Here is a 24,011-nt window from a genome sequence, read left to right on the forward strand (position 1 = left end):
CCGTACAAGGGGGTTCTGAGCATGACGGCGACCACCGCCGGCACATCGTCCGACGCCACCGGACAGCAACAACCGCACCGCAATCCCACGCGGTGGGCGGTACTCGGCGTCATCTGTCTCGCCCAGCTCACCGTGTTGCTCGACAACACCGTCCTGACGGTGGCGATCCCCTCCCTCACCGAGGAGATGGGCGCCGCCACCGCCGACATCCAGTGGATGATCAACGCCTACTCGCTGGTCCAGGCCGGTCTCCTGCTCACCGCCGGCAGCGCCGCCGACCGGTACGGGCGCAAGAAGCTCCTCGCGCTCGGCCTCGCCCTCTTCGGCATCGGCTCCCTCGCCGCGGCGGTCTCGCAGACCACCGGGCAGCTGATCGCCGCCCGTGCCGGCATGGGCGTCGGCGGTGCGCTCCTGATGACCACCACCCTGGCCGTCGTCGTGCAGATCTTCGACGCGGACGAGCTCCCCAAGGCCATCGGTCTCTGGGGAGCGGTCGGCTCGCTCGGCTTCGCCGCCGGGCCGCTCATCGGAGGCGCCCTGCTCAGCCACTTCTGGTGGGGCTCGATCTTCCTCATCAACCTGCCCGTCGCGCTGATCGGGCTGCTGGCCGTGCTCAAGTGGGTGCCCGAGTCGAAGAACCCGTCGGGCGACCGGCCCGACCTGCTCGGTGCGCTGCTCTCCACGATCGGCATGACCGGGCTCGTCTTCGCGATCATCTCCGGCCCCGGCCACGGGTGGACCTCCGGGCGGGTGCTGCTCTCCGGTGCCGTGGGCGTGGTGACCCTGGCCGCCTTCGCGCTGTGGGAGCGGCGGTGCCCGTACCCGATGCTGGACATGCACTTCTTCCGCAACAGCCGGTTCGTCGGCGCGGTCGCGGGCGGCATCCTCGTCGCCTTCGGCATGGGCGGCTCGTTCTTCCTGCTCGCCCAGCACCTGCAGCTGGTGCTGCACTACGACCCGCTGGAGACCGGGCTGCGGATGACGCCGCTCGCCCTGGTCATCGTCGTCCTCAACCTCACCGGGGTCGGGGCGCGGCTGCTGCCCAAGGTCGGGGCGCCCGCCGCCATCGCCGGCGGCATGGGGCTGCTGGCCTGCGGGCTCGCGGCGATAGCCGTGCTCGGTGCGCACGGGTACGGGGGGATGCTGCTCGGGCTCGTCCTGATGGGAATCGGCATCGCCCTCTCGATGCCGGCCATGGCCAACGCGATCATGTCCGCGATTCCGCCGGAGAAGGCGGGCGTCGGTGCGGGCGTCAACGGCACGCTGCAGGAGTGCGGCAACGGGCTCGGTGTCGCGGTGCTGGGTGCCGTCCTGAACTCGCGCTTCGCGGCACTGCTTCCCGGGGTGGCGGCCGGGGCCGGGTCACTGCCGGCGGCTCTCTCCCGTGCGCACACGGATGGGGAGCGGTCCGCGATCTCGGATGCGTTCGCGTCGGGGGTGCAGGCCAGTCAGCTGGTCGGGGCGGGGGCGGTGCTGGCGGGTGGTGTGCTGGCGGGGGTGCTGTTGCGTCGGGCCGAGGCCGGTGCCGCTGCTCAAGGCTGAGGGCGGGGGGCGGGTGCGGATGCGGTGCGGTGCGCTGCCGCGTGGTGGGGGCGGGGGAGAGCTGCCCACCGGCGGGAGGGGGTGGTTGATCGGCCGTAGCATTTCTGCAGGTACAGCGGATCACCGAGAGGGACGCAGATGGCGGGCGGGAATCACGTGGGCAGCCCGCGGGCCAGTTTCTGGCTGGCAGGCAAGGCGGATGGTCCGAAGCGCAAGGCGGAGCCCGGTGGCGAGGGCGCACTGGACCGGGACCGGATCGTGGCCGTCACGGTCCGGCTGCTGGACGCCGAGGGGCTGGCGAAGTTCTCGATGCGCCGCCTGGCGGCGGAGCTCGGCGTGACGGCCATGTCGGTCTACTGGTACGTCGACAACAAGGACGACCTCCTCGAACTGGCCCTCGACGCGGTGACCGGCGAGATGGTCATCCCCGCGGCGGGCGAGGAGCCCGCCGACTGGCGCGACCATCTGCGGCACCTGGCCCGGGAGTACCGCAGCGTGCTCAGCACCCACCCGTGGGTGCCCCAGCTGGTGGGCCGGTACCTCAACATCGGCCCTCGGTCGATGGCGTTCTCCGATGCCGTGATGGCCGTGATGCGGCGCAGCGGCATGCGCGCCGACGGGCTGGTCGGGGCGCTCAACGCGGTCTTCCAGTTCGTCTACGGGTTCGCGACGGTCGAGGGGCTCTACAAAGAGCGCTGCCGGTCGGCTGGCATGAGCGAGGACGAGTACTTCACGCAGGTCATGGACATGGTCGTGAGCCGACCGGAGTTCACCGACACCTACAAGGAGGCGGCCGAGATCATTCAGGAGCGGAATGCCGGCTCCATCGCTGAGATGCGGGAGCGTGACTTCGCCTTCGCCCTGGACACGGTGATCGCCGGCATCGAGGTCATGCGGGACCGGCAGGATGTTCCGACAGGGACCTGAGAGCCGATGGACGCCGGCCCGCAGTCGCCCACCCCGCCCCGGCCCCGCCCCACCACGCGGCAGCGCACCGCACCTGCCCAGTCATAGAAACGGCAAAGGCCCCGGCAGCGGTGCGCCGGCCGTCCCCTGCCGTTTGTGCGCACCCGCCACCGGGGCCATGGTCCGGAACCGTCCATGCCGTTCAGGTCCCGGGCCTCCGGCCGGGGAGCGCGGCTCCGCTCGTAGCGCGCTCCCCGGCCGGGGTCTGTCAGCCGGCCTGCCGGGCCGGCTCGGCGGCGTCGCCCGACGCCGGGTTCGCGGCGGTCGCCGGAACGCTGTTGCTCTTCAGGGCGACCTCCTTGATGAAGAGGGTCACGATGAAGGCGATCAGCGCGCAGGGCGCCGCGTAGAGGAAGACGTCGCCCACTCCGTGGCCGTACGCGCTCTCGACGACCGTGCGGAGCGGCGCCGGCATCGCGTCGAGGTCCGGGATGCCGCCCCCGCCGGTGCCGCCGTGGCTCATCGCGGCCGCGGCCTTGGGGCCGAGGGCGGTGATGCCGTCCTTGACGTACTCGGGCACCCGGTTGGCGAGGACCGCACCGAGCGCGGAGACGCCCACCGCACCACCGAGGGAGCGGAAGAAGGTCACGACGGAGCTGGCGGCGCCCAGGTCCTTCGGATCGACCTGGTTCTGCGCGGCGAGCACGAGGTTCTGCATCATCATGCCGATGCCGAGACCGGTCAGCGCCATGTAGACGGCCAGGTGCCAGTACGGGGTGTCGTAGCGCATCGTGCCGAGCAGGCCGAGGCCCGCGGTGAGCAGCACGCCGCCGGCCAGCAGCCAGGCCTTCCAGCGGCCGGTCTTGGTGATGACCTGACCGGAGACGGTGGACGAGACGAACAGCCCCGCGATCATCGGGATGGTCAGCACGCCGGACATCGTCGGCGACTCGTTGCGGGCGAGCTGGAAGTACTGGGAGAAGAAGACCGTGCCGGCGAACATCGCGACGCCGACGAAGAGGCTCGCGAGCGAGGACAGGGCGATCGTCTTGTTGCGGAACAGCCGCAGCGGGATGATCGGTTCGGACGCCTTCGACTCCGTGAGGAGGAAGAGCGCGGCGAGGACGAGCGAGCCGCCGACCATGGCGTACGTCTGCCAGGAGATCCAGTCGTAGTCCTTGCCCTTGCCGGCCCGGGTGACCCAGATCAGCAGCAGGGTGACGGAGGCGGTGATGAAGAACGCGCCCAGCCAGTCGACCTTGACCTTGCGCTTGACGACCGGCAGCTTCAGCGTCTTCTGCAGCACGATCAGCGCGATGATCGCGAACGGCACGCCGACGTAGAAGCACCAGCGCCAGCCGAGCCAGTCGGTGTCGGTGATGACGCCGCCGAGCAGCGGGCCGCCGACGGTGGCGACGGCGAAGGTCGCGCCGAGGTAGCCGCTGTAACGGCCGCGCTCACGCGGGGAGATCATCGCGGCCATGATGATCTGGGCGAGGGCGGAGAGGCCGCCGACGCCGATGCCCTGGAACACCCGGCAGGCGATCAGCATGCCGGTGTTCTGCGAGAGACCGGCCACGACCGAGCCGGCGACGTAGATCACCAGCGCCAGCTGGACCAGCAGCTTCTTGCTGAAGAGGTCGGAGAGTTTGCCCCACAGCGGCGTGGATGCCGTCATCGCGAGGAGCGAGGCCGTGACGACCCAGGTGTAGGACGACTGGCTGCCGTGCAGATCGTGGATGATCTCCGGCAGCGCGTTGGAGACGATCGTCGAGGACAGGATCGCCACGAACATGCCGAGGAGCAGGCCCGAGAGGGCCTCCATTATCTGGCGGTGCGTCATGGGTGCGGCTGCGCTGTCGGGGGAGGCGTCCCGCACACCTGCCGGTGTGGTGTTGGCCATGGACTTCCTTTTCTCGCTGGGGGGTTCTCAGGCGTGGGTGCGGGTGGTGATGTCGGCAGGGTGGTGCTGCGGCGTCATGCGCGGGCGGCACTCGCCGAAGCTCTCGCGCAGCCGCGTCATCAGGCCGATGAGGTGGCCGACGTCGTCGTCGGACCAGTCCCGCAGGCAGGTCGCGAGCGCCTCGGTGTAGCGCGCGGAGACCTCGTGCAGCAGCGCCTCGCCGCTGGGGGTGAGGCTCAGCTGCCGCGACCGCTTGTCGAGCGGGTCGGGCTGCCGGTCGAGCCAGCCGCGCTCGGCGGCGTACGCGACGTGCCGGCTGGTCACCGAGGCATCGATGCCCAGCAGCTCGCCGAGACGGCTCATCCGCATGTCGCCGTGCTGCTTGAGCAGGGCCAGCAGCATGGCCGTGGCGGGGGAGCAGTCCTGGGGGAGCGACCGGCTCAGGCCGCGCTTGACGGCGCCGAGGGCGCTGAGCTGCCGCGCCAGCTCTTCGTACTGCTCCTGTGCGGCCATCGACTCGGCTCCTCGGCTCCCAAAGGGTTTAGGTTGCTTGGGGCAACCATAGAGAAGTTTGGTTGCTGAAGGCAAATGAAAATTGCGCAAAGCGGGTAAAGGAAGGACCAAGCCTTTTCCGGAGGGCCGTAAAGCGGTGGCCCTGTGCGTGGCGGGCAAGGTCGTTTCGCTAGGGTCCTGGCCCATGGCCAACCACCATCAGCAGAGCCCCGAGGGCAACTACGACCCTGCGGGCAGCACTCAGATGTTCCGTGCGTTCGTCGACGAGAGAGCGCCGGGGGGTGGGCAGCCGGCCGCCGCGCCTGCGGGCAGTCGGCGGCGTGGCGGTCCCGGGTCTTCGCGGGCCGGGCTGATCGCCGGCGTGATCGTTGCGATCGTGGTGGTGGCGGGGGCGGTCTGGCTCGCGCTGGGCTGATCTCTCCCCTGACCCGCCCCTTACGTCCAGTCCACCGCCACGTCGCGCGTTTCCATGTGCATGCCGGGAAGTACGCGCCACGGGTCGACGCACACCGTCCATGTGCCCTCCACGGCCTGCCCCGGCGGGACCGGTGCCGGGAGGGGGTAGGCCGAGGTGACCGTCGCCCAGTCGGTGCCGAAGGCGCCGATGATGTGCGAGCCGAGGGTGACGGTGCCTGCGGTGACGGGGCTGCCGCCGGTGTTGGTGAAGGTGAGGGTGACCCGCTCGCACCAGCGGTCCTCGGCGGGCGAGCGGTGCGGCTCGCTCACGGCGAGCGCGGCGGGCGCCGGGGCCGGAGCCTGGGTGCCGGGGCCGGTGGGAGTGGGTGACGAGGAGTGCGAGGGGCGCGGCGGGCGGATGGGTGTGGTGCCGCCGCTGCCGCTCGAAGGGCCCGTGACCCCGCTTGTGGCAGGGGCCGGCCGGGAGCCGTGCGCGGTGTTCGTGCTGCGGTGGGCGGGAGCGGTGCTCCCGCTCGGTGCGGGTGCGGGCGAGCTTCGCCCGGTGGGTCCGGGTGAGGGCCCTGGTGAACGCGCCGGCGACGGGCCGGGCCCGCGCGACGGTGTCGTCGGGCTGTCCAGCGGTACGAGCACCACGCCGCCCCCGGGCGGCACGGCCCCGCCCGCCGGCCGGGAGGCGCCGGGTCCGGCGGCCCCCGTGGCGACGTAGCCGTCGCGACCGCTGCCGCCGCAGCCGCTGAGCGCTGCCCCCAGGCAGAGGCAGAGCGCGGTGGCCGAAGCGCAGACGAGCGTCTTCCGTCGCATCGGCCCAGTGTGGCTGACGGTCCGTCAGCTGTACACATGCCCGGGCCGGTGTGCGGTGTGGTCCACGACGGGCGTCAGTCGGCGATGAGGCCCTCGCGCAGCTGTGCCAGGGTCCGCGTCAGCAGCCGGGAGACGTGCATCTGCGAGATGCCGACCTCCTCGCCGATCTGGGACTGCGTCATGTTGGCGAAAAAGCGCAGCATGATGATCTGGCGCTCGCGAGGCGGCAGCTTGGCGAGCAGCGGCTTGAGCGACTCGCGGTATTCGACGCCCTCCAGTGCCGTGTCCTCGTAGCCGAGCCGGTCGGCCAGGGAGCCCTCGCCGCCGTCGTCCTCGGGGGACGGGGAGTCCAGTGAGCTGGCCGTGTAGGCGTTGCCGACGGCGAGGCCGTCGACGACGTCCTCCTCGGACACGCCCAGGCAGACGGCGAGTTCGGGCACGGTCGGGGAGCGGTCGAGCTTCTGCGCGAGCTCGTCGCTCGCCTTGGTGAGGGCGAGCCGCAACTCCTGGAGGCGGCGCGGCACGCGCACCGACCAGCTGGTATCCCGGAAGAAGCGTTTGATCTCACCGACGACGGTCGGCATTGCGAACGTCGGGAATTCGACCCCGCGTTCGCAGTCGAAGCGGTCGATCGCCTTGATCAGCCCGATCGTGCCGACCTGGACGATGTCCTCCATCGGTTCGTTGCGGCTGCGGAAGCGCGCGGCCGCGTAGCGCACGAGCGGGAGGTTGAGTTCGATGAGGGTGTCGCGGACGTACGTACGCTCGGCACTGTCCCGCTCGAGTGTGGCGAGCCGCAGGAAGAGGGAGCGGGAGAGGGTGCGGGTGTCGATGGCTTCGCAGTCGTCGAGCACGGCGTGCGGTGCGTCGTTGGCGAGCACCTTCGCGCTGCCCAGGTCTACGGACATGCCACCCCCTTGAGGTCGCGGACGGGTCACAGCAACTCCCTCGGGTGAGGGGGTTCAGCCTCCACCTGAATACCGGAGGCTGCGCTGTGGCAAACGCAGTTCCTGCAGAATGTCACATGTCGGCAACACGCTGTAGCGTCAAGTCGACTTATCTTCCCCATGACATCGGGGCAGGGGTCACCCGGGAGGGTTAGGCATCGATTCGATTTGCGGACCGCAGCCGGGCGAAGCTCCGTGAGAGTAGCCGGGACACATGCATCTGCGACACCCCCAGCTCGGCGCTGATCTGGGACTGCGTCAAGTTGCTGTAGTAGCGCAGTAGAAGGATGCGCTGTTCGCGCTCCGGCAGTTGTACGAGCAGGTGGCGCACGAGATCGCGGTGCTCGACCCCGGCCAGCGCCGGGTCCTCGTAACCGAGCCGGTCGAGCAGGCCGGGCAGGCCGTCACCCTCCTGCGCGGCCTCCAGGGAGGTGGCGTGGTACGAGCGACCCGCTTCGATGCAGGCCAGTACCTCGTCCTCGGCGATCTTCAGCCGGTCGGCGATCTCGGCGGTGGTCGGAGAGCGGCCGTGCAGCACCGTCAGGTCCTCGGTGGCGCCGTTGACCTGCACCCACAGCTCGTGGAGGCGGCGCGGGACGTGCACGGTGCGGACGTTGTCGCGGAAGTAGCGCTTGATCTCTCCGACGACGGTCGGCATGGCGAAGGTGGGGAACTGCACCCCGCGGTCGGGGTCGAAGCGGTCGATGGCGTTGATGAGTCCGATGGTGCCTACCTGGACCACGTCCTCCATCGGCTCATTGCGACTGCGAAAACGCGCCGCTGCGTACCGCACGAGGGGGAGGTTGGCTTCGATCAGGGCGGCGCGCACGCGGGCGTGCTCGGGCGTGCCGGGCTCCAGGGTGGCGAACTCCTTGAAGAGCACCTGGGTCAGGGCCCGGGCGTCGGCGCCCCGGCTCTCGCGGGACCGGGGGCCCTGCACGGTGCCGGTCTCGAAGATGCCGGTCTCGACGGTGACGGTTTCGACAGGGCCGGTTTCGACGGTGCCGGTGTCGGCAGGGCCGGTGTCGGCAGGGCCGGTTTCGACGGTGACGGTTTCGACAGGGCTGGTTTCGACGGTGACGGTGTCGACGGTGCCGGTCTGAGTGGGGCCGGTCTGGGTGGGGCCGGTGGGGCCGGGCTCCGCGATGTCGTCGCTCCGGTCCGGTTCGTCGGTGGGCTTGTCGCGCCGGAGGGGGGCTTCGGGCGCTGTACGGGCCGGCACGGACACCACCCCTTTGTGGTCATTTTCGATCAACTCATCCGGCAAAAGCGGTCATAGCATCACAAGACATGTGCACCGTGTGCAAGTACCGGATAACTCCGTGTTGACGACAAAAACTCCCCCCGCCGGGGAGGCGAGGGGAGGAGATCCGTGCGGCGGACCGGCCGGGGGCGCGGAACCGGGCGGGGTCAGAAGGGATAGTCGGCGATCACCCAGGTCGCGAATTCGCGCCACTGGCCGACGCCTGCCTGGTGGGCCGGGTGCTCCAGGTACCGCTGGAGCGCGTCGGTGTCCTCGACGGAGGAGTTGATGGCGTAGTCGTAGGCGATCGGCCGTTCCGAGATGTTCCAGGCGCACTCCCAGGAGCGAAGCTCGGGGACGAGCGCCCCCAGCTCCTCGAACGCCTGCACGCCGGCGACGACGCGGGGGTCGTCGCGCTCGACGCCCTCGTTGAGCTTGAACAGGACGAGGTGACGGATCACTGGATGCCTTCTTCGCTCTTCGGCTCTTCTTCGCCGGCCGGTGCTGCCCGTCCGGGACCGGTCAGCTGATCAGCTGGGTCATGAACTCGCCGATGCTCTTGGCGGCGTCCGAGATCCCTTCGAACCCTATCTGGACGAGCTCGGCCGACCGCGCGGGGGAGTGGATGATCGTGTACGCCACGAAGATGCCGAGGGCCCAGAACACGACCTTCTTCGTCTGCACCATTGAGGCACTGCCTCCCCTGCCGTCCCGTGTGTGGTTGCGAGAGTCTAACCGCGCGTACGTACGAACGGGCGGATCCGTCGGCGGCGGCACGCGGGGCCGGGTGCGGAGGTACTCACATCGTTGCCGGAAGCCCCGGCTCCGGCCGTTCGCGCACAGCTCCGGAGCCAGGGCTTCCGTGCGTGGTGACCGGCTCGGACTCCGGCTGCACCGCCCGGCGGAGACACGTCGGCGGCGGAGGTGAGAACGACCCGTTGCCGGGGCACCAAAAAGGCACACGATGTGCCCGATGTGGGAGGGCGGTGAGGTTCGCCATGGGCGTGCACGAGCTCGCCTTCACCATGCGGGAGCGCGTGGCCGGGGGAGCGGTCGTCCTGGAACTGCTGGGAGAGATCGACATCCTGGCGGAGCAGGTGCTGGGTCCGCGCGTCGAGGCGCTGGCGGGGCGGTGCCGGGGCGATCTCGTCGTCGACCTGCGCGGAGTGACGTTTCTGGACGCGAGCGGGGTGCGGTTGCTGCTGCGGGCCAGGGGCCGGGCGCTGCGCGGCGGCGCGCGGCTGCACGTCGTCCGGGGCGGGGCGATGGTGTCGAAGGTGATACGGATCGCCGGCGTCGAGCCGGCGTTCGCCTGGCTGGACGAGTTCCCGCCGTCGGCCATGGGCAGCGTCCCGGCCTGACGTACCGCCACCGCCCGCTTCAGCCCGCGGGATCGCGGTGGTGGGGGAACTCGTCGTCCAGCACCCGTTCCACCTCCGCCGCCTCGGCGGCGCCCCGGCGCCGCAGGACGTCACGGGCCTCCCGCAGGGAGCCCAGCGCGAGCCGGGGTTCGCCGAGCGCCAGCTGGGCGCGGCCGCGGGCGGCCAGGGCCAGGCCCCGGCAGTACGCGTCGCCCAGGCCGGCCTCGATCGTCAGGGCCCGGTCGGCCGCCGTGACGGCCTCGCGGTGCTGCCGCCGCACCACCCGGCACTGGGCCAGGCGTGCCCAGAGCAGCGCCTCCCGGCGTGGCTCGGTGCCCCGGGCGCTCAAGGCCTCGCGCAGCCGTTCGGTGGCGGTCGCCGCGCGGTGGGCCTGGAGGTGGGTGCAGCCCGCTTCGTACAGGACGAGGGTCAGCGTCGGGCCGTGGCCCAGTTGCCGGGCGCGTACGGTCGCGTCGTCGACGGCGGTGACGGCCTCGTCCGTACGGCGCAGGGCGACGAGGGCGCGTGCCGTGTGGGCCCGCGCCGCCAGGGCGCTGCTCGCCGCGCCCTCGGAGCGGAAGCCCTCCTCGGCCCGTACGAGCAGCGGAAGGGCTTCGTCCGGGCGGCCCCGGGCAAGGAGGACGAGGCCCAGTTCGTGGGAGGCCGTGGTCACCGCGAAGGCGTCGCCGGCCGGCCCGGCCAGGTCCAGGCTCGTGCGCAGGTCGCTTTCGGCGCGTTCGTAGGTGTCGGGCCCGTAGCGGGGCGTGGCGAGGAGCCGCAGCGCGCGGGCGGCGCTCGCGTCGTCGGCGTCCTGCCGGGCCCGCTCCAGGGCCCGCCGTGCCGGTTCGTCGAGGTCCTGATGGCGGGTGGTGTCCGCCGTCAGCCCGCCCAGGACGGTCAGCAGGTCCACGGCGGGGCGCAGGGCGCCGGGGACGTCCAGGGAGAGGACCTGCCGCACGGTGGCGAGCAGATGGGGGTGTGCCTCCCGCAGCCAGGCGTGGGCGGTGCCGGCGTCGGCGAGGGGGCGGCCGGTGGTGGCCAGGCGGTGGTACAGGTGGCGGGGGACGAGGCTGTCGGGACGGATGCGGAGCAGCGCGGTGACGGCTGTGGCCAGGTGGTGGTCGAGCAGGCGCAGCAGGGCCGCGTCCCGTACGGGCGGGCTGTCGGCGCGCTCGCTCTGCCGCCGGGCGAACTCCTTGAGCAGGTCGTGACAGCGGTAGCGGCCCGCGCCGAGGGGCTCCAGCAGGCCGGCGGCGGCCAGTTGGGCGGTGAGTTCGGCGGCGCGGGCGCCGGCCGCGGGGGATTCGGGGAGGTCGAGGACGGCCGCGGCGGACCCGGCGTCGATGCCGGTCGCGTCGGGGAGGGCCAGGAGCCGGAAGGCGCGGGCGTGTTCGGGGTCGAGGGCGTCGTAGCCGACGCGGAAGGCGGACTCGGCGTCGAGGTCGCGGGCGTGGAGCCCGCCCAGCCGCTGCCGTTCGTCGTGCAGCCGGGCGGCGAGGTCGGCCGGCGTCCAGGAGGAGGCGGTCAGCCGCGCCCCGGCGATGCGGAGCGCGAGCGGCAGCCGCCCGCAGGCGGTCACGACGGAACGGGCCGAATCGCCGAAGGGGCCCGCGCCGCTCGCCCCCGTCACGGCCTCCAGCATGGCCAGGGCCTCCTTCTCCTCCATCGCCGCCACATCGACCCGCCGGGCGCCCGGCAGGTCGAACGTGTCCGACCGGCTGGTGACCAGCGCCGCGCAACCGGGGGCGCCCGGCAGCAGGGGGAGCACCTGCCCGGCGTCCCGCGCGTTGTCGAGCAGGACGAGCACGGGGCGCCCGGCGACCAGGGAGCGGTAGAGCGCGGCCCGCCGCTCGGCGCCCTCGGGCAGGGCGCTGTCCGCGACGCCGAGCGCGCCCAGGAGCCGGCCCAGGGCCGCCTCGCCGTCCACGGGTACGGGGTCGGTGCCGCGCAGGTCGAGGTGGAAGCGGCCGCCGGGGTAGGCGGCCCGCAGGGTGTGGGCGGCGTGGACGGCCAGGGCGGTCTTGCCGGCGCCGGGGGGCCCGGTCAGGACGGCCACGGCCCGCCCGTCCCCGGCGGTGAGCGCCTCGCGCACCGCGGCGGTGAGGTCCTCGCGGCCGGTGAAGCCGGCGGGAGCGGGCGGCAGTCGGCCGGGCCCGGTCGCGGAGGTGGTGACGGTGGTGGTGACCACCGGGGCGGCCGCCGGGGCCAGCAGGGCGGGGTCTCCGGCCAGGACCTGTTCGTACAGCCGGGTGAGGGCGGGCCCGGGCCCGGTGCCGTGCTCCGCGGCGAGCAGGCGCCGGGCGTCCGCGAACGCCGCCAGCGCCTCGGCCTGCCGCCCGGCGCGGTGCAGGGCCAGCATCAGCAGGCCCCGCGCCCGTTCGCGCAGCGGGTGTTCGGAGACCAGAGCCCGCAGATCGGCCACCGCTTCGGCATGCCGGCCCAGGGCCAGGGCGCAGTCGAGGAGTTCCTCCCGCGCGGCGGCGCCCACATCGGTGAGCCGTGCGCGCTCGCGTGCGGCGTACGGGCCGGGCAGCGCGGCCAGGGGGGTGCCCTCCCACAGGGCGAGCCCGGCGCTCAGCCGTTGGTACGCCCCGGCGAAGTCGCCCCTGGCGCGTGCGGAGAAGGCGGCCGCCAGGTGTTCGTCGAACACGGCGGCGTCGAGCGTCCCGGCGGGCGCGTGCACGGCGTGGCCGTCGTCGGTGGAGACCAGAAGTGCGGTGTGTTCCCCGGGCGGGCGCCCCTGTTCGAGCGCGGCGCGCAGCCGCGAGAGGTACGCGTCGACGGTGGCCGCCGCCTGCTCGGGCGGGGCGTCGCCCCACAGGGCCTCGATGAGCTCGGGCGTCGTGAGGGGCCGGCCGCCGTGCAGGAGCAGGGCCGCGAGGGCCGCCCGTTCGTGCGGGGAGCCGAGCGGCAGCGGCCTTCCGTCCCGCTCGGCCCGCACGGGGCCGAGCACATGGAACCGCAGACGCCGGTTCCCCTCGTCACCGGACACGGGTGGGGTGCTGCTCATGGAGCGTACCGTTCATTTCGACCCACTTCGGTCTATTTCGGATCTCATACGAACAGTACTCGCGCGGGCCCGGGCCGCACCTGAAGCACGGCGGTGCGGCCCGGGCCCGGTTCACGGGCGTGCGGTGCGGGCTCCGGCTTCAGGCCGCCGGCTGCTCCCGCAGCCGCACCAGGGACGCCACCAGCCGGTCCACCTCCTCCGCCGTGTTGTAGAGGGCGAACGAGGCCCGCGCCGCGCTCTCCACGCCGTAGTGCCGCAGCGAGGGCTGGGCGCAGTGGTGCCCGGCACGGACGGCGATGCCGTCCTGGTCGAGCCACTGGGCGATCTCCGCCGGGTCGTGACCCGCCAGGGTGAAGGTCAGCACCGCGATCTTCCCGGGCGCCGACCCCAGGATCTCCAGCCCCGGCACCGCTGCCATGGCCTGCTCGGCGTAGGCCAGCAGGCCCTTCTCGTAGGCGGCGACGGCGTCGCGGTCGAAGCCGGCCAGCCAGTCGACCGCCGCCAGGAGCCCGGCGACCCCGGAGATGTGCCCGGTGCCGGCCTCGAAGCGGTGGGGCACGGGCGCGTACGTACTGCCCGCGAAATCGACCTGGTCGATCATGTTGCCGCCGCCCTGCCACGGTGGCATCCCCGCCAGCACGCCGGGCTTCCCGTAGAGCGCGCCGATGCCCGTGGGAGCGAACAGCTTGTGCCCGGAGAACACATAGAAGTCCGCGCCCAACTCCGCCACGTCCACGGGGAAGTGCGCCACCGCCTGCGCCCCGTCGACCAGGACCTTGGCCCCGTACCGGTGCGCCAGAGCCGTCATCTCCCGCACGGGCGGGACGGTGCCCAGCACGTTCGAGGCATGGCTGACCGCCACGAGCTGGGTGCGGAAGGACAGCAGGTCCGCGAAGGCGTCCTGGTCGATGCTGCCGTCCGCGAGGAGCGGGACCGGTAAGAGCCGGGCGTGCTTCTCCTTGGCCAGCATCTGCCAGGGGACGATGTTCGAGTGGTGTTCCAGCACCGGCACCAGGATCTCGTCGCCCGGGCCGATGTTGGCGCGCCCCCAGCTCTGGGCGACGAGGTTGACGGCCTCGGTGGTGCCGCGGGTGAAGACGATGCTGTCCGGGGAGGCGGCGCCCAGGAGCCCGGCGACCGCCGCCCGCCCCGCCTCGTACGTCTCGGTGGCCTCGCGGGCCATCGTGTGGGCCCCGCGGTGGATGTTGGAGTTGGCGGTGCCGTAGTAGGCGCCGAGCGCCTCGATGACCTGGCGCGGCTTCTGCGTGGTGGCACCGTTGTCCAGCCAGGCCAGCGGATGGCCGTTGACGGTGCGGTGCAGGACGGGGATGTCGCGCCGGGCGGTCTCGGGGTCGAAGCCGCCACCACCGCGCGGCGGGGTGGCCCGGGGCGCCCCGGAGGCCGGTTCGGGTGCCCGGTGTGCGTACGGCCGCGGCTCCGGGACCACGTGTTCGTACGCCCTGACGTCAGGAGTAGTCATGGTACTTGGACACCTCGACGTTCTGGAGGACGGCGACGGCGTCCTCCACGAGCACGGCGGCGTTGAAGTACGCCGTCAGCAGGTACGAGGTGATGGCCTTGCGGTCCGTGCCCATGTTCCGCATCGACAGGCCCGGCTCCACCTCGTCCGGCACGGCCGCCGGGCGCAGCCCGATCACGCCCTGCTCGGCCTCGCCCACCCGCATCAGCAGGATCTCGGTGACCCCCGCGCCGGCCGAGCCGGTGAACCGCACCTTGTCGGAGGGCAGCAACGGCACCCCGCGCCAGGTCAGCAGCGGGCTTCCGAACCGGGTGTCCACCACCGGCGGCACTCCCCGGCGCGTGCACTCGCGGCCGAACGCGGCGATGGCCTTGGGGTGCGCCAGGAAGAAGCCGGGCTGCTTCCACACCCGGGACAGCAGCTCGTCGAGGTCGTCCGGCGTCGGGGCGCCCGTGCGGGCCTGGACGCGCTGGCCGGGGGCGACGTTGTTGAACAGCCCGAAGCCGGGGTGGTTGAGGAGCAAGGACTCCTGGCGCTCGCGCAGTGCCTGGACGGTCAGGTCGGCCTGGACCCGGGTCTGGTCCATGGGGGCGTTGTACAGGTCGGACACCCGGGTGTGGACGCGCAGGACGGTCTGCGCGAGGCTCATGTGGTACTCGCGCGGCGTGTCCTCGTACTCGACGTACGTCCCCGGCAGGTCGGGTTCGCCGACGTGCCCTCCGGCGAGGCCCACCGGCACCTCGGCGCCGGGGGTGGGCCCGTCGCCGGCGATGTGGGCGTCGAGCGCGGCCCGCAGGTTCTCGTCGCGCCCGGCCAGCGCGTCCAGCGTCTCGCGGCCGACGGTCAGGGCGATACCGGAGGTGAGCGCCTTGACCCGGAACGGCAAGGGCTGACATCGGGTCCATGAGTCGAGACAGAAGAACTGGCCGTCCCCGAGCACCTCCAGCAGCGCGTCCTCCCCGTACCGCCCGGTCACCCGCTTCTCGGCCCGCCCGACGACGATCACCCACAGCCTGTCGCAGGCGGCGCCCTCGTCGGCGATGAGCTGCCCCGCCTCGAAGGGCACCTCCGTGAAGGCGCCCGCGAGTTCGGCGAGCAGCCCGTCGTCCGCCTCGCGCAGGAACGGCAGTTCGCGCAGGTCCTCCGGTACGACGTGGTGGGCGCCGCCCTCGTCGTAGCAGCTGATCCGGTCGTCCCCGAGGATGAACGTCCGGCGGCGGTTGACGCGGTAGACGCCCGACTCGACGTCCACCCACGGCAGCGCCCGCAGGACGTAGCGCGGGGTGATGCCGCGCATCTGCGGTGCGGTTTTGGTGGTGGTGGCCAACTGCCGTGCGGCATCAGGGCTGAGACTGAGGCGATCGTTCACGCGGTCCTCCTCGGAGAGTCCCCATGAGCCGGTCCATGGGAGTGAGGGACCGATCGTCCGGTCGGTGGCCGTCGGGCGACAAGACGGCCGATTCTGTCCGGGGTCCTGAAATGATCGAATTATTGAACGTATGGCCGGGCCCGGTGACCGGCGACCGCCTCACGTATGCCCCTGACATGTGTGTCAGCCGGTACGTGCCGGTCCGGGCTCGCGGCGGCGCAGACGGGTGCGGGGCTGGTCCGTACCGCGACTCGGCCGGATCCGGCCCGTGGCGTGGGGCGTGTGTGCTCGGCTGGTGGCCGTGGTTATTCGTGTTGCTGGAGTGCGCAAGGGTGACGCAGGCAGTCACTACCCGGGCAGTACCGTGGCCACACGCAGAACACCCCTCCGTCCGTGCTTCCACGGTCGGAGGGGTGTCGCCGGCGGTAGCGGTGGGATTTGAACCCACGGTGGAGTTGCCCCCACACACGCTTTCGAGGCGTGCTCCTTAGGCCGCTCGGACACGCTACCGAGAGAGAGCTTAGCGGACGGTGGGCCTTGCTCTGAAATCGGTTCCGGGGGTGAGCGGTGTGACGCTGGTCATCGGGTGCGGAAGAAGCGGGTGAGCAGGTCGGCGCACTCGTCGGCGAGGACGCCGGGGACGACCTCGGGGCGGTGGTTGAGGCGGCGGTCGCGGACGACGTCCCACAGGGAGCCGGCCGCGCCGGCCTTCTCGTCGGCCGCGCCGTAGACGACCCGGTCCAGGCGGGAGAGGACGATCGCCCCCGCGCACATCGTGCACGGCTCCAGCGTGACGACGAGCGTGCAGCCCGTCAGGCGCCACTCGCCGACGGCCCGGGCGGCCTCGCGGATGGCGAGGACCTCCGCGTGCCCGGTGGGGTCGCCCGTGGCCTCGCGCTCGTTGCGGCCCCGGCCGATGACGGAGCCGTCCGCGGCCAGCACGACGGCACCCACCGGCACGTCGCCGGTGCCGGGCGCCTGTACGGCCTCCTCCAGCGCGGCCCGCATGGGGGCGCGCCAGGGATCACGTACGGGGTCGTGCTCCCCCACGGCCCGAGCGGCGTGGGAGGTACCTCCGTGGTCGGGGACGGCTTCGTTCATGGCACCAGTGTGAGCGCACCGGTCCGGGCGGACGTCAGCGGACGGCCTCCAGGACCTCTGTGCAGCCCAGCGCGTCGGCGATCGCGCTGAGCGCGTCACCGTCGAGTGCCAGGAGATCCTTCTCGCCCACCCCGAGGTCGTCGAGGAGCCGCGGGTCGCCCAGCGGCCCGGCCGGCGTCGGCCCGGAGGCCCCGGCGGCGCCGGTCCCGGCCTCCTCCTCGTCCTCCTGCTCCGGCTCGCCGTCCTCCGTGCCGTCGAGGTCGAGGCTGTCGAGCTCGTCGCCGGACTCCTCGTCACGGCCGGTGAGCTCGTCGACGAGCATCGCGCCGTACGAGCTCCGGTACGCGGCGAAGGCGTTCGAGACATAGACGCGGGGATCGTCCTCGCCGTCCACCCGGACAATGGCGAACCAGCTGTCCTCCTGCTCGATGAGGGCCAGGACCGTGTCGTCGTCCACCGAGTTCTCCCGGGCCAGGTCGGCGAGATCGGTCAGCGTTTCCACGTTGTCGAGTTCTGTGTCGCTCGCTTCCCACCCGTCTTCGGTGCGCGCGAGCAATGCGGCGAAGTACACCGTGACTCTCCCACTGGTCATAGGCGGTGCCGGGTCGGACGGGGACCACCCCGCCCACTCGGAATCGTGGCAGAAACCTGGGCGTTGCGAGAGGTCTTCCGCGCTGCGTCGTGCAGCAGTCCGAAGAGATGTCCCTCACGCGGGGCCCGTACGGGCGTCCGCACGGACGCCGCCGGGCCGTACGCGGCACCGGCAGGTCAGGCGGCGCCTCACCAACGGAAGGTCCGCATTCTCATCTGCTGGCGCATCCGGGCCGCCCGGGCCCGGCGCGGCTGGACGCGCTCGCGCAGCTCCTTGGCCTCGTTCAGCTCACGGAGGAACTGGGCCCGCCTGCGCCGGCGGTCCTCCGTGCTCTCGGAGTCCCCTTCGGCTTCCCTCGGCTCTCTCGGCTGCCCCGGTTCCCGCAGCTGCCGGGGCCGCCGCGGGTCCTGCCGCTGTGCGGGCTCGGCCCGTCTCCTGCGTTCTCCGGGCTCCGCCGGTTTCCGCGCGTCCGCGCCCTCGCGGGGCGTCCGGGCAGCCGGTCCGGATGCCCGCCTGTCCTGTCCGGCCATGGGCAGCACCACCTCGTGCCGAGGTCCTCGCCCGGCGACAGGCCGGGCGTACGTGCCCACTTTCCCCCTTGGTGGTGGTTTGATGCCAGGGCGGCGACAGACTGCTTCCGGACCGCCGGAGGACCCGGGCGGGCGCTGGAGCGTTAAAGCTCGGTTAATGTCGATGTCATGCGAATCCACGTCGTCGATCACCCGCTGGTGGCGCACAAACTCACCACGCTGCGCGACAAGCGCACCGACTCCCCCACCTTCCGGCGCCTGTGCGACGAGCTGGTCACCCTGCTCGCCTACGAGGCGACGCGCGAGGTGCGCACCGAGCAGGTGGCCATCGAGTCCCCGGTCACGGCGACCACCGGCGTCAAGCTGTCCCACCCGCGCCCCCTGGTCGTGCCGATCCTGCGCGCCGGACTGGGCATGCTCGACGGCATGGTGCGACTGCTGCCCACGGCCGAGGTCGGCTTCCTGGGCATGATCCGCAACGAGGAGACCCTCAAGGCGGAGACGTACGCGACGCGCATGCCCGAAGACCTCTCCGGCCGCCAGGTCTACGTCCTGGACCCGATGCTCGCCACGGGCGGCACGCTCGTCGCCGCGATCAACGAGCTGATCGCGCGCGGCGCGGACGACGTCACCGCGATCTGCCTGCTGGCCGCCCCGGAGGGCGTCGAGGTCATGCAGCGTGAGCTCGAGGGCACGCCGGTCACCGTCGTGACCGCCTCCGTCGACGAGCGGCTCAACGAGCACGGCTACATCGTCCCGGGCCTGGGCGACGCGGGCGACCGCATGTACGGCACCGCGGGCTAGAGCCGCGCCACGGGCCGGCCGGCGTCGGCCGGCCCGCGGGGCCGCGGGATCAGCGCCCGCTCAGCACTTCGTGGCGGACGGCACGGGCCGCGGCTGTTCCACGAGCCCGGCCAGGGCCCGCTCGGCCTCCTCCTTCGGCGTCAGCGTCCTGTACGCCGAGCCGAGGACGAGGTCGACGTCCTGCTCGCCCCGGTTGTCGCTGCGGGCCTCGGTGCCCGCCAGCTGGGTGCCCAGCACCTTCAGCGCCCCGTCGACGGCATCGCGGGAGCCCAGCAGGAGCCCCGCGCCCTCGACCTTCTTGTCGTAGTCGGCCTGGGCGTTGCCCACCTTGCCGATCCTGAAGCCACGCCGCGCCAGTTCGTCCGCGGTGATCTTGGCGAGGCCGCCGCGCGGCGTGGCGTTGTAGACGTTGACCGTGATGTCGCCGGGCTTGGGCAGTGGCTTCGGCGTTCCCGGCCCCTCGCGCCCGGCCGCACCGCCGCTGCCGGCGTCGCTCTTGCAGTCGCCGTCCTGCTTCTTCTCCGGTTGTCGCTGTGCCGCCGCCCGGGACTCGCTGCCGCCGCCGGAGAAGACGTCGACGAGCTGGAGCGTCCCCCACCCGGCCAGCCCGAGCACAGCGGCCGTGCCGACGGCGGCGAGCACGATCCTGCGGCGGTTCGGAGGGCGGCGCATGTGCGGGAACCGATTGCCCGTGATGCGGTACTTACCACCCATGCCGGGAGGGGTGAGCATGCTCATGGGCGCAGCGTAGTGCCGGGCAGGGCCGCTGCCTACTAGATGATCAATGGGTTGCGCAGACCCCTACCCGAAAGGGCCAATGACCGCACGTGTGCCGGGGCCGCCGCCCGGGCTCAGTCCATTTCGAGGACGCGCGCGTGCAGCACCTGGCGCTGCTGGAGCGCCGCGCGCACCGCGCGGTGCAGGCCGTCCTCCAGGTAGAGGTCGCCCCGCCACTTCACGACGTGGGCGAAGAGGTCGCCGTAGAACGTCGAGTCCTCCGCGAGCAGCGTCTCCAGGTCGAGCTGCTGCTTGGTGGTCACCAACTGGTCGAGGCGCACCGGGCGAGGGGCGACGTCCGCCCACTGCCGGGTGCTCTCCCGGCCGTGGTCGGGGTACGGCCGCCCGTTTCCGATGCGCTTGAAGATCACACGGAAAGCCTACCGGGCCCGCGGCTCCGAGCGCAGCCATGGCGCGTAGTGCGAAGGCGACATTCAGCCGCATACCGGGAGTGATGCATGGGGCCGAACTCTTCGGCGTCCACGACGCGCCGGCGGCGCCGGTCGCTATTCGGCGATCTCGGTGCGCTCCCACCACTCGTAGACGGGCAGCCGGCCCTCCGGGGTGTCCTGGTGCCGTGGAGTGACCTTGAAGTGCTCGTACCCGCCCCGGAACGGAATCTTCAGCTCGACTCCGGGAGGGGTGATCGCCACGATGCGCTGGGGCAGATCGTCCGGGCCGCCTTCAAGGACTGCTTTGGCGCTGCTGCTCATGGCGACAGTCTCGTGGCGGGTGCGCGCCGACCGGCCGACGACGCGCCGGTTTCACGCTTTCCGGTCGGGTCCGGCGGCCTTGGCGGCCTTGGCGGCTCGTTTCGCCTCCTGCTTATATGCCCGAACCTTCCCGAGCGATTCGGGCCCGGTGATGTCGGCCACCGACCGGTGGGACCCAGCCTCCCCGTACGGGCCGGCCGCCTCCCGCCAGCCCTCCGGCCGGACACCGAACTGTTTGCCCAGCAGGGCGAGGAAGATCTGGGCCTTCTGCTTGCCGAAGCCGGGCAGTGCGTTGAGCCGTTCCAGCAGGTCCCGGCCGTCGGAGACGTCGCGCCAGACCGCGCTCGCGTCGCCGTCGTAGTGCTCGACGAGGTACTGGCACAACTGCTGCACGCGCCCCGCCATGGAGCCCGGGTACCGGTGCACGGCGGGCTTCTCCGAGAACAGCGCCACGAACGCCTCGGGGTCGTACTCCGCGATCTCGTGCGCGTCCAGGTCGTCGCGGCCGAGGCGCCGGGCGACGGTGTACGGGCCGGTGAAGGCCCACTCCATGGGGATCTGCTGGTCCAGCAGCATTCCGGTCAGGGCGGCCAGGGGGCTGCGGGAGAGCAGTGCGTCGGCCTCGGCCTGCTGGGCGAGCCGGAGAGGATGGTCCATACGCCGATGATCTCCCCGGCCGGCCCCGGCCGCACGCCTTGGGCGACGGACCGGCCGCGCCGCTCAGGGCGAGCGGCGGGCACGGTGCGGCGCTCAGGCCGTCAGGCCGTCAGGGCCTGGTGCCGATGACCACGGTGGCGTCCAGCTCGTCGCAGGAGACCACTCGCGTGATCAGGCCGCTGCGGGCGAAGGCCTCCACGGTCGAGGGCGCCTGACGCTCGCTCGTCTCGATCAGCAGGTGGCCGCCGGGCGCCAGCCACCGGGGCGCGGCCTCGGTCACGCGCCGCTGCACGGCGAGCCCGTCCGCGCCGCCGTCGAGCGCCACCTGCGGCTCGTGGTCGCGGGCCTCGGGCGGCAGCAGCCCGATCGCCTCGGTGGGCACGTAGGGGGCGTTGGCGACCAGGACGTCGACGCGGCCCCGCAGCGAGGCGGGCAGCGGGTCGTACAGGTCGCCCTCGTGGACCAGGCCGCCGGCGCCGGCGATGTTGCGGCGGGCGCAGCGCACCGCGGCGGGGTCGATGTCGGCGGCGTGCAGCTCGACCCGGCCGAGGGCGGCGGCGAGCGCGGCGCCCACGGCGCCCGAGCCGCAGCACAGGTCGACGACGACGGCCGGCGGGCCGTCGGGGTCCCGGCGGGCGAGGCCGGTGGCCTGACGGGTCAGGAACTCGGTGCGGCGGCGGGGTACGAAGACCCCGGGGTCGACGGCTATGCGCAGGTCGCAGAACTCGGCCCAGCCGACGACGTGTTCCAGGGGCAGGCCGGCCACGCGCCGGTTCACCATGGCGGCGAGGTCGGCGGGCGTACGTGCGGCGGAGATGAGCATCCGGGCCTCGTCCTCGGCGAAAACGCAGCCGACGGCACGCAGGCGGGTGACGAGGGAGGACCGGAGGGTGGAAGAAGAGAAAACAGGCACGGTAAAACCTTTCGGGAAGCCAAGGGGGCTCTCCCTCCGGTCACCTGTGCCGGATCGACCACGTGGTCGTACGAGGGGAGCACCGAACTGCTACAGCGGTAATGGGTCCCACCTCCTTGAGTACGTCCACTGCTGGGAGCGGTCACATTACCTGATCGCGAATGGTTCGCGATCTTCGCCAGTCCACGAAGCGGCACCTCGCCCGCAAGGGGGACGCAAGCGAGGAGTACGGCCGGGCGCAGGGCCGGGCCAGCGGATCGTCAGACGGTCCGCAAGGGGGCGGCCATACGTTCTGGGCGAGCCGATCACATCCCCCCAATGGAGTTCCCATGCCCGCAGCGGTCCCCTCGTTCGGCGTGATATCCGGCGCCCAGGTGCAGGAAGTCCTCACCGGACAGGAAAGGAAGATCGTCGAGCTGGTCGAGTCCGCCTACCGGCTGCACGGCAGTGGCGACACGGTCAATCCGCCGTCGTACTTCCTGCGCTTTCCCGACCGCCCGACCTCCCGCATCATCGCGCTGCCCGCCTCTCTCGGCGGCGAGTCCGCGGTGGACGGCCTGAAGTGGATCTCCAGCTTCCCGGACAATGTGAAAGCGGGGATCCCGCGCGCCTCGGCCGTGCTGATCCTCAACGACCACGAGACCGGATATCCCCTGGCGTGCCTGGAGAGTTCCGTCATCAGCGCGGCCCGTACGGCGGCGTCGGCGGCACTCGCCGCCGACCTGCTCAGCCGTGACCGGGGCCGTCCCCAGCGGATCGGTTTCATCGGCAGCGGCCTGATCGCGCGCTACATCCACACCTATCTGGCCGGCACGGGCTGGTCCTTCGACGAACTCGGCGTGTACGACCTGTCCGCCGATTCGGCCGAGGGTTTCCGCGGCTACCTCCAGACGTCCGCCGGTGACGGCAGGATCACCCTCCACCGCAACGCGGAGAGCCTGATCCGTTCCTCGGACCTGGTGGTCTTCGCGACGGTCGCCGGGACGCCGCACGTCACCGACCCGTCCTGGTTCACGCACAACCCGCTGGTCCTGCACGTGTCCCTGCGCGACCTTTCCCCGGAGATCGTGCTGAACTCCGTCAACATCCTCGACGACGTCGAGCACTGCATGAAGGCGGACACCTCGCCGCACCTGGCCGAACAGCAGGCGGGAAACCGTGACTTCGTCACGGGAACCCTCTACGACGTCATGAACAGGGCCGTGGAGATTCCCGCGGACAAGCCCGTGGTGTTCTCGCCCTTCGGCCTCGGCGTGCTCGACCTCGCGGTCGGCAGACACGTCTACGACGAGACCCTGCGCGCCGGCCGGCTGAACGTCATCGACGACTTCTTCTCGGAGCTGCGTCGGCACGGATAGCCGCCATTCGAAACCCACCAGCCGTTTCGAATGGAGGTTTTCCGTGCCGATCGTCTCCCGTCCCGACGAGTTCAACGTCGAGGACCTCTACGTGGACCTGCGGACCGCGTTCGCGTCCCCGCTGTACCTCAAGTGCGAAGGGTTCAATTTCGCCGGGTCCGTCAAGCTGAAGGCCGCGACCGAGATCGTGGACGCGGCCGAGCGGGACGGCCTGCTGTCGCCCGACTCCGTCATCGTGGAGTCCTCCTCGGGCAATCTCGGCGTGGCGCTCAGCATGATCGCGGCCAGCCGGGGCTACCGGTTCCTGTGCGTGACCGACACCCGCTGCAACCTGGCGACGCGGCAGCTGATGGAGGCGCTCGGGGCCCGCGTGCACACCGTCACCGAACCCGACCCCGAGGGCGGGTTCCTCGGCGCCCGGCTCGCCTACGTACGCGCGTTGTGCGACGCCGACAGCCGCTACGTGTGGATGAACCAGTACGCCAACCCCAGCAACTGGAAGGCGCACTACCGGCGGACGGGCCCGGCCGTCGCCCAGCGGTTCCCCGACCTGGACGTGCTGTTCGTGGGGGCCGGGACCACCGGCACGCTGATGGGTTGCGCCCGCTACTTCCGCGAGACGCGGCCCGAGGTCACGCTCGTGGCCGTCGACTCGGTCGGCTCGGTGTCCTTCGGCGGCCCGCCGGGGCCGCGGATGATCCCCGGGCTGGGCGCGGGCGTCCGCCCGCTGATGCTCGACGAGTCCTACGTGGACGACGTGGTGCTCGTGCCGGAGGTCGACACCGTCCGCACCTGCCACCGGCTGGCCGCGCACGGCTATCTGTTCGGCGGTTCCACCGGGACCGTGGTCAGCGGCGCCGTGCGCTGGCTCGCCGAGCACCGGCCGGGCGGCCGGACCACGGCCGTCGCCATCTCGCCGGACCTCGGCGAGCGCTACCTCGACTCGGTCTACCAGCCCAGCTGGGTGCGGGAGATCTACGGGCCCGGCGCCCTGGAGGACCGACCGCGCACCGAGCGGGTCGCCGCGGCCCGTGCGGCCGGGTGACGACCGTTCCATGACCCACGAACCAGAAA

At 72.0% G+C, this 24,011-nt stretch carries 25 protein-coding genes and 1 tRNA gene; 7 read left to right on the plus strand and 19 right to left on the minus strand.

Annotated features, from left to right (window positions below):
- The first annotated feature begins 21 nt into the window (after positions 1-21).
- Together AB0F13_RS08245 and AB0F13_RS08250 are read left to right on the plus strand one after the other, a co-directional pair.
- Positions 22-1,542, plus strand: a complete 1,521-nt coding sequence (locus AB0F13_RS08245; protein ID WP_362077069.1) for an MFS transporter — start codon at positions 22-24, stop codon at positions 1,540-1,542.
- Positions 1,543-1,680: 138 nt separating this feature from the next.
- Complete coding sequence (locus AB0F13_RS08250; protein WP_362077072.1) at positions 1,681-2,469, plus strand: TetR/AcrR family transcriptional regulator; 789 nt, start codon at positions 1,681-1,683, stop codon at positions 2,467-2,469.
- Between the two features lie 247 nt (positions 2,470-2,716).
- Here AB0F13_RS08250 and AB0F13_RS08255 read toward each other — a convergent pair whose 3' ends face one another.
- Positions 2,717-4,351 (minus strand): MDR family MFS transporter, encoded by a 1,635-nt coding sequence (locus AB0F13_RS08255; RefSeq protein WP_362077075.1) that lies wholly within the window; start codon positions 4,349-4,351, stop codon positions 2,717-2,719.
- 27 nt (positions 4,352-4,378) lie between these two features.
- On the minus strand, positions 4,379-4,864 hold the full coding sequence (locus AB0F13_RS08260; RefSeq protein ID WP_362077078.1) for a MarR family transcriptional regulator: 486 nt from the start codon (positions 4,862-4,864) through the stop codon (positions 4,379-4,381).
- A gap of 184 nt (positions 4,865-5,048) precedes the next feature.
- On the opposite strand from AB0F13_RS08260, the gene AB0F13_RS08265 reads away from it, so the two are divergent.
- Entirely contained in the window at positions 5,049-5,279 is a 231-nt protein-coding gene (locus tag AB0F13_RS08265) for a hypothetical protein (RefSeq protein ID WP_362077081.1), read from the plus strand.
- Between the two features lie 20 nt (positions 5,280-5,299).
- Here the strand turns inward: AB0F13_RS08265 and AB0F13_RS08270 are convergent, their stop codons facing one another.
- The 5 genes from AB0F13_RS08270 to AB0F13_RS08290 all read right to left on the minus strand — a co-directional run bounded on the left by AB0F13_RS08270 (position 5,300) and on the right by AB0F13_RS08290 (position 8,959).
- Positions 5,300-6,082 carry a hypothetical protein gene (locus AB0F13_RS08270; protein WP_362077084.1) on the minus strand — a complete coding sequence of 261 codons (783 nt, stop codon included), beginning with the start codon at positions 6,080-6,082 and terminating at the stop codon, positions 5,300-5,302.
- A 74-nt stretch (positions 6,083-6,156) separates the two neighbouring features.
- On the minus strand, positions 6,157-6,990 hold the full coding sequence (locus tag AB0F13_RS08275) for an RNA polymerase sigma factor SigF (protein WP_362077087.1): 834 nt from the start codon (positions 6,988-6,990) through the stop codon (positions 6,157-6,159).
- A gap of 190 nt (positions 6,991-7,180) precedes the next feature.
- The gene (locus AB0F13_RS08280) at positions 7,181-7,987 is read right to left on the minus strand and encodes an RNA polymerase sigma factor SigF (RefSeq protein WP_362077221.1); all 807 of its coding nucleotides are present in this window, start codon (positions 7,985-7,987) and stop codon (positions 7,181-7,183) included.
- A 452-nt stretch (positions 7,988-8,439) separates the two neighbouring features.
- The gene (locus tag AB0F13_RS08285; RefSeq protein WP_362077089.1) at positions 8,440-8,733 is read right to left on the minus strand and encodes a Dabb family protein; all 294 of its coding nucleotides are present in this window, start codon (positions 8,731-8,733) and stop codon (positions 8,440-8,442) included.
- Between the two features lie 61 nt (positions 8,734-8,794).
- A complete protein-coding gene (locus AB0F13_RS08290; RefSeq protein ID WP_362077092.1) occupies positions 8,795-8,959 on the minus strand; it encodes a hypothetical protein in 165 nt (54 codons plus the stop codon).
- Between the two features lie 299 nt (positions 8,960-9,258).
- Between AB0F13_RS08290 and AB0F13_RS08295 the strand changes: the two genes are divergently transcribed.
- Positions 9,259-9,633 (plus strand): STAS domain-containing protein, encoded by a 375-nt coding sequence (locus AB0F13_RS08295; protein WP_362077095.1) that lies wholly within the window; start codon positions 9,259-9,261, stop codon positions 9,631-9,633.
- Positions 9,634-9,652: 19 nt separating this feature from the next.
- Here the strand turns inward: AB0F13_RS08295 and AB0F13_RS08300 are convergent, their stop codons facing one another.
- The 7 genes from AB0F13_RS08300 to AB0F13_RS08330 form a co-directional block, all read right to left on the minus strand.
- Positions 9,653-12,643: a BTAD domain-containing putative transcriptional regulator gene (locus tag AB0F13_RS08300; protein WP_362077098.1), complete on the minus strand. Its 2,991-nt coding sequence runs from the start codon at positions 12,641-12,643 to the stop codon at positions 9,653-9,655.
- Positions 12,644-12,782: 139 nt separating this feature from the next.
- Complete coding sequence (locus AB0F13_RS08305; protein WP_362077101.1) at positions 12,783-14,123, minus strand: cysteine desulfurase; 1,341 nt, start codon at positions 14,121-14,123, stop codon at positions 12,783-12,785.
- Positions 14,110-15,492 carry a family 2B encapsulin nanocompartment shell protein gene (locus AB0F13_RS08310; protein ID WP_362077104.1) on the minus strand — a complete coding sequence of 461 codons (1,383 nt, stop codon included), beginning with the start codon at positions 15,490-15,492 and terminating at the stop codon, positions 14,110-14,112. The genes AB0F13_RS08305 and AB0F13_RS08310 overlap by 14 nt, the downstream gene beginning before the upstream one ends.
- Before the next feature lie 423 nt (positions 15,493-15,915).
- Positions 15,916-16,002, minus strand: a tRNA-Ser gene (locus AB0F13_RS08315).
- A 69-nt stretch (positions 16,003-16,071) separates the two neighbouring features.
- The gene (gene tadA, locus AB0F13_RS08320) at positions 16,072-16,500 is read right to left on the minus strand and encodes a tRNA adenosine(34) deaminase TadA (RefSeq protein ID WP_362077223.1); all 429 of its coding nucleotides are present in this window, start codon (positions 16,498-16,500) and stop codon (positions 16,072-16,074) included.
- A 127-nt stretch (positions 16,501-16,627) separates the two neighbouring features.
- Positions 16,628-17,164 carry a hypothetical protein gene (locus AB0F13_RS08325; RefSeq protein ID WP_362077226.1) on the minus strand — a complete coding sequence of 179 codons (537 nt, stop codon included), beginning with the start codon at positions 17,162-17,164 and terminating at the stop codon, positions 16,628-16,630.
- Positions 17,165-17,373: 209 nt separating this feature from the next.
- Entirely contained in the window at positions 17,374-17,571 is a 198-nt protein-coding gene (locus AB0F13_RS08330) for a hypothetical protein (protein WP_362077229.1), read from the minus strand.
- Between the two features lie 312 nt (positions 17,572-17,883).
- On the opposite strand from AB0F13_RS08330, the gene upp reads away from it, so the two are divergent.
- On the plus strand, positions 17,884-18,519 hold the full coding sequence (gene upp, locus AB0F13_RS08335; RefSeq protein WP_362077107.1) for a uracil phosphoribosyltransferase: 636 nt from the start codon (positions 17,884-17,886) through the stop codon (positions 18,517-18,519).
- A gap of 60 nt (positions 18,520-18,579) precedes the next feature.
- On the opposite strand, the gene AB0F13_RS08340 is transcribed toward upp, so the two are convergent.
- From AB0F13_RS08340 to AB0F13_RS08360, 5 genes are all read right to left on the minus strand, one after another.
- Positions 18,580-19,257: a LytR C-terminal domain-containing protein gene (locus AB0F13_RS08340; RefSeq protein ID WP_362077110.1), complete on the minus strand. Its 678-nt coding sequence runs from the start codon at positions 19,255-19,257 to the stop codon at positions 18,580-18,582.
- Positions 19,258-19,370: 113 nt separating this feature from the next.
- Positions 19,371-19,667, minus strand: coding sequence for a type II toxin-antitoxin system VapB family antitoxin (locus AB0F13_RS08345; protein WP_362077113.1), 297 nt, complete (start codon positions 19,665-19,667; stop codon positions 19,371-19,373).
- Positions 19,668-19,802: 135 nt separating this feature from the next.
- Positions 19,803-20,009 carry a DUF5988 family protein gene (locus AB0F13_RS08350; RefSeq protein WP_362077116.1) on the minus strand — a complete coding sequence of 69 codons (207 nt, stop codon included), beginning with the start codon at positions 20,007-20,009 and terminating at the stop codon, positions 19,803-19,805.
- A 51-nt stretch (positions 20,010-20,060) separates the two neighbouring features.
- Positions 20,061-20,666: an HhH-GPD-type base excision DNA repair protein gene (locus tag AB0F13_RS08355; RefSeq protein WP_362077119.1), complete on the minus strand. Its 606-nt coding sequence runs from the start codon at positions 20,664-20,666 to the stop codon at positions 20,061-20,063.
- A gap of 109 nt (positions 20,667-20,775) precedes the next feature.
- Positions 20,776-21,579, minus strand: a complete 804-nt coding sequence (locus tag AB0F13_RS08360; RefSeq protein ID WP_362077121.1) for a putative protein N(5)-glutamine methyltransferase — start codon at positions 21,577-21,579, stop codon at positions 20,776-20,778.
- A 329-nt stretch (positions 21,580-21,908) separates the two neighbouring features.
- Here AB0F13_RS08360 and sbnB point away from each other — a divergent pair, with 329 nt between their 5' ends.
- Entirely contained in the window at positions 21,909-22,937 is a 1,029-nt protein-coding gene (gene sbnB / locus AB0F13_RS08365; RefSeq protein ID WP_362077124.1) for a 2,3-diaminopropionate biosynthesis protein SbnB, read from the plus strand.
- Between the two features lie 43 nt (positions 22,938-22,980).
- The gene (sbnA, locus tag AB0F13_RS08370; RefSeq protein WP_362077127.1) at positions 22,981-23,982 is read left to right on the plus strand and encodes a 2,3-diaminopropionate biosynthesis protein SbnA; all 1,002 of its coding nucleotides are present in this window, start codon (positions 22,981-22,983) and stop codon (positions 23,980-23,982) included.
- The last annotated feature ends 29 nt before the right edge of the window (positions 23,983-24,011 follow it).

It is taken from the genome of Streptomyces sp. NPDC026206, from assembly GCF_040638465.1.
In the GTDB taxonomy this organism is placed as follows: domain Bacteria; phylum Actinomycetota; class Actinomycetes; order Streptomycetales; family Streptomycetaceae; genus Streptomyces.

Coding starts and splice junctions, on each gene's coding strand:
- tadA (WP_362077223.1), bottom strand. CDS start 16,500: ATGCGGGCCGCGCTGGAGGAGGCCGTACAGGCGCCCGGCACCGGCGAC.
- AB0F13_RS08340 (WP_362077110.1), bottom strand. CDS start 19,257: ATGAGCATGCTCACCCCTCCCGGCATGGGTGGTAAGTACCGCATCACG.
- AB0F13_RS08305 (WP_362077101.1), bottom strand. CDS start 14,123: ATGACTACTCCTGACGTCAGGGCGTACGAACACGTGGTCCCGGAGCCG.
- sbnB (WP_362077124.1), top strand. CDS start 21,909: ATGCCCGCAGCGGTCCCCTCGTTCGGCGTGATATCCGGCGCCCAGGTG.
- AB0F13_RS08350 (WP_362077116.1), bottom strand. CDS start 20,009: ATGAGCAGCAGCGCCAAAGCAGTCCTTGAAGGCGGCCCGGACGATCTG.
- AB0F13_RS08250 (WP_362077072.1), top strand. CDS start 1,681: ATGGCGGGCGGGAATCACGTGGGCAGCCCGCGGGCCAGTTTCTGGCTG.
- AB0F13_RS08270 (WP_362077084.1), bottom strand. CDS start 6,082: ATGCGACGGAAGACGCTCGTCTGCGCTTCGGCCACCGCGCTCTGCCTC.
- AB0F13_RS08255 (WP_362077075.1), bottom strand. CDS start 4,351: ATGGCCAACACCACACCGGCAGGTGTGCGGGACGCCTCCCCCGACAGC.
- AB0F13_RS08300 (WP_362077098.1), bottom strand. CDS start 12,643: ATGAGCAGCACCCCACCCGTGTCCGGTGACGAGGGGAACCGGCGTCTG.
- AB0F13_RS08260 (WP_362077078.1), bottom strand. CDS start 4,864: ATGGCCGCACAGGAGCAGTACGAAGAGCTGGCGCGGCAGCTCAGCGCC.
- AB0F13_RS08290 (WP_362077092.1), bottom strand. CDS start 8,959: ATGGTGCAGACGAAGAAGGTCGTGTTCTGGGCCCTCGGCATCTTCGTG.
- upp (WP_362077107.1), top strand. CDS start 17,884: ATGCGAATCCACGTCGTCGATCACCCGCTGGTGGCGCACAAACTCACC.
- AB0F13_RS08245 (WP_362077069.1), top strand. CDS start 22: ATGACGGCGACCACCGCCGGCACATCGTCCGACGCCACCGGACAGCAA.
- AB0F13_RS08275 (WP_362077087.1), bottom strand. CDS start 6,990: ATGTCCGTAGACCTGGGCAGCGCGAAGGTGCTCGCCAACGACGCACCG.
- AB0F13_RS08265 (WP_362077081.1), top strand. CDS start 5,049: ATGGCCAACCACCATCAGCAGAGCCCCGAGGGCAACTACGACCCTGCG.
- AB0F13_RS08355 (WP_362077119.1), bottom strand. CDS start 20,666: ATGGACCATCCTCTCCGGCTCGCCCAGCAGGCCGAGGCCGACGCACTG.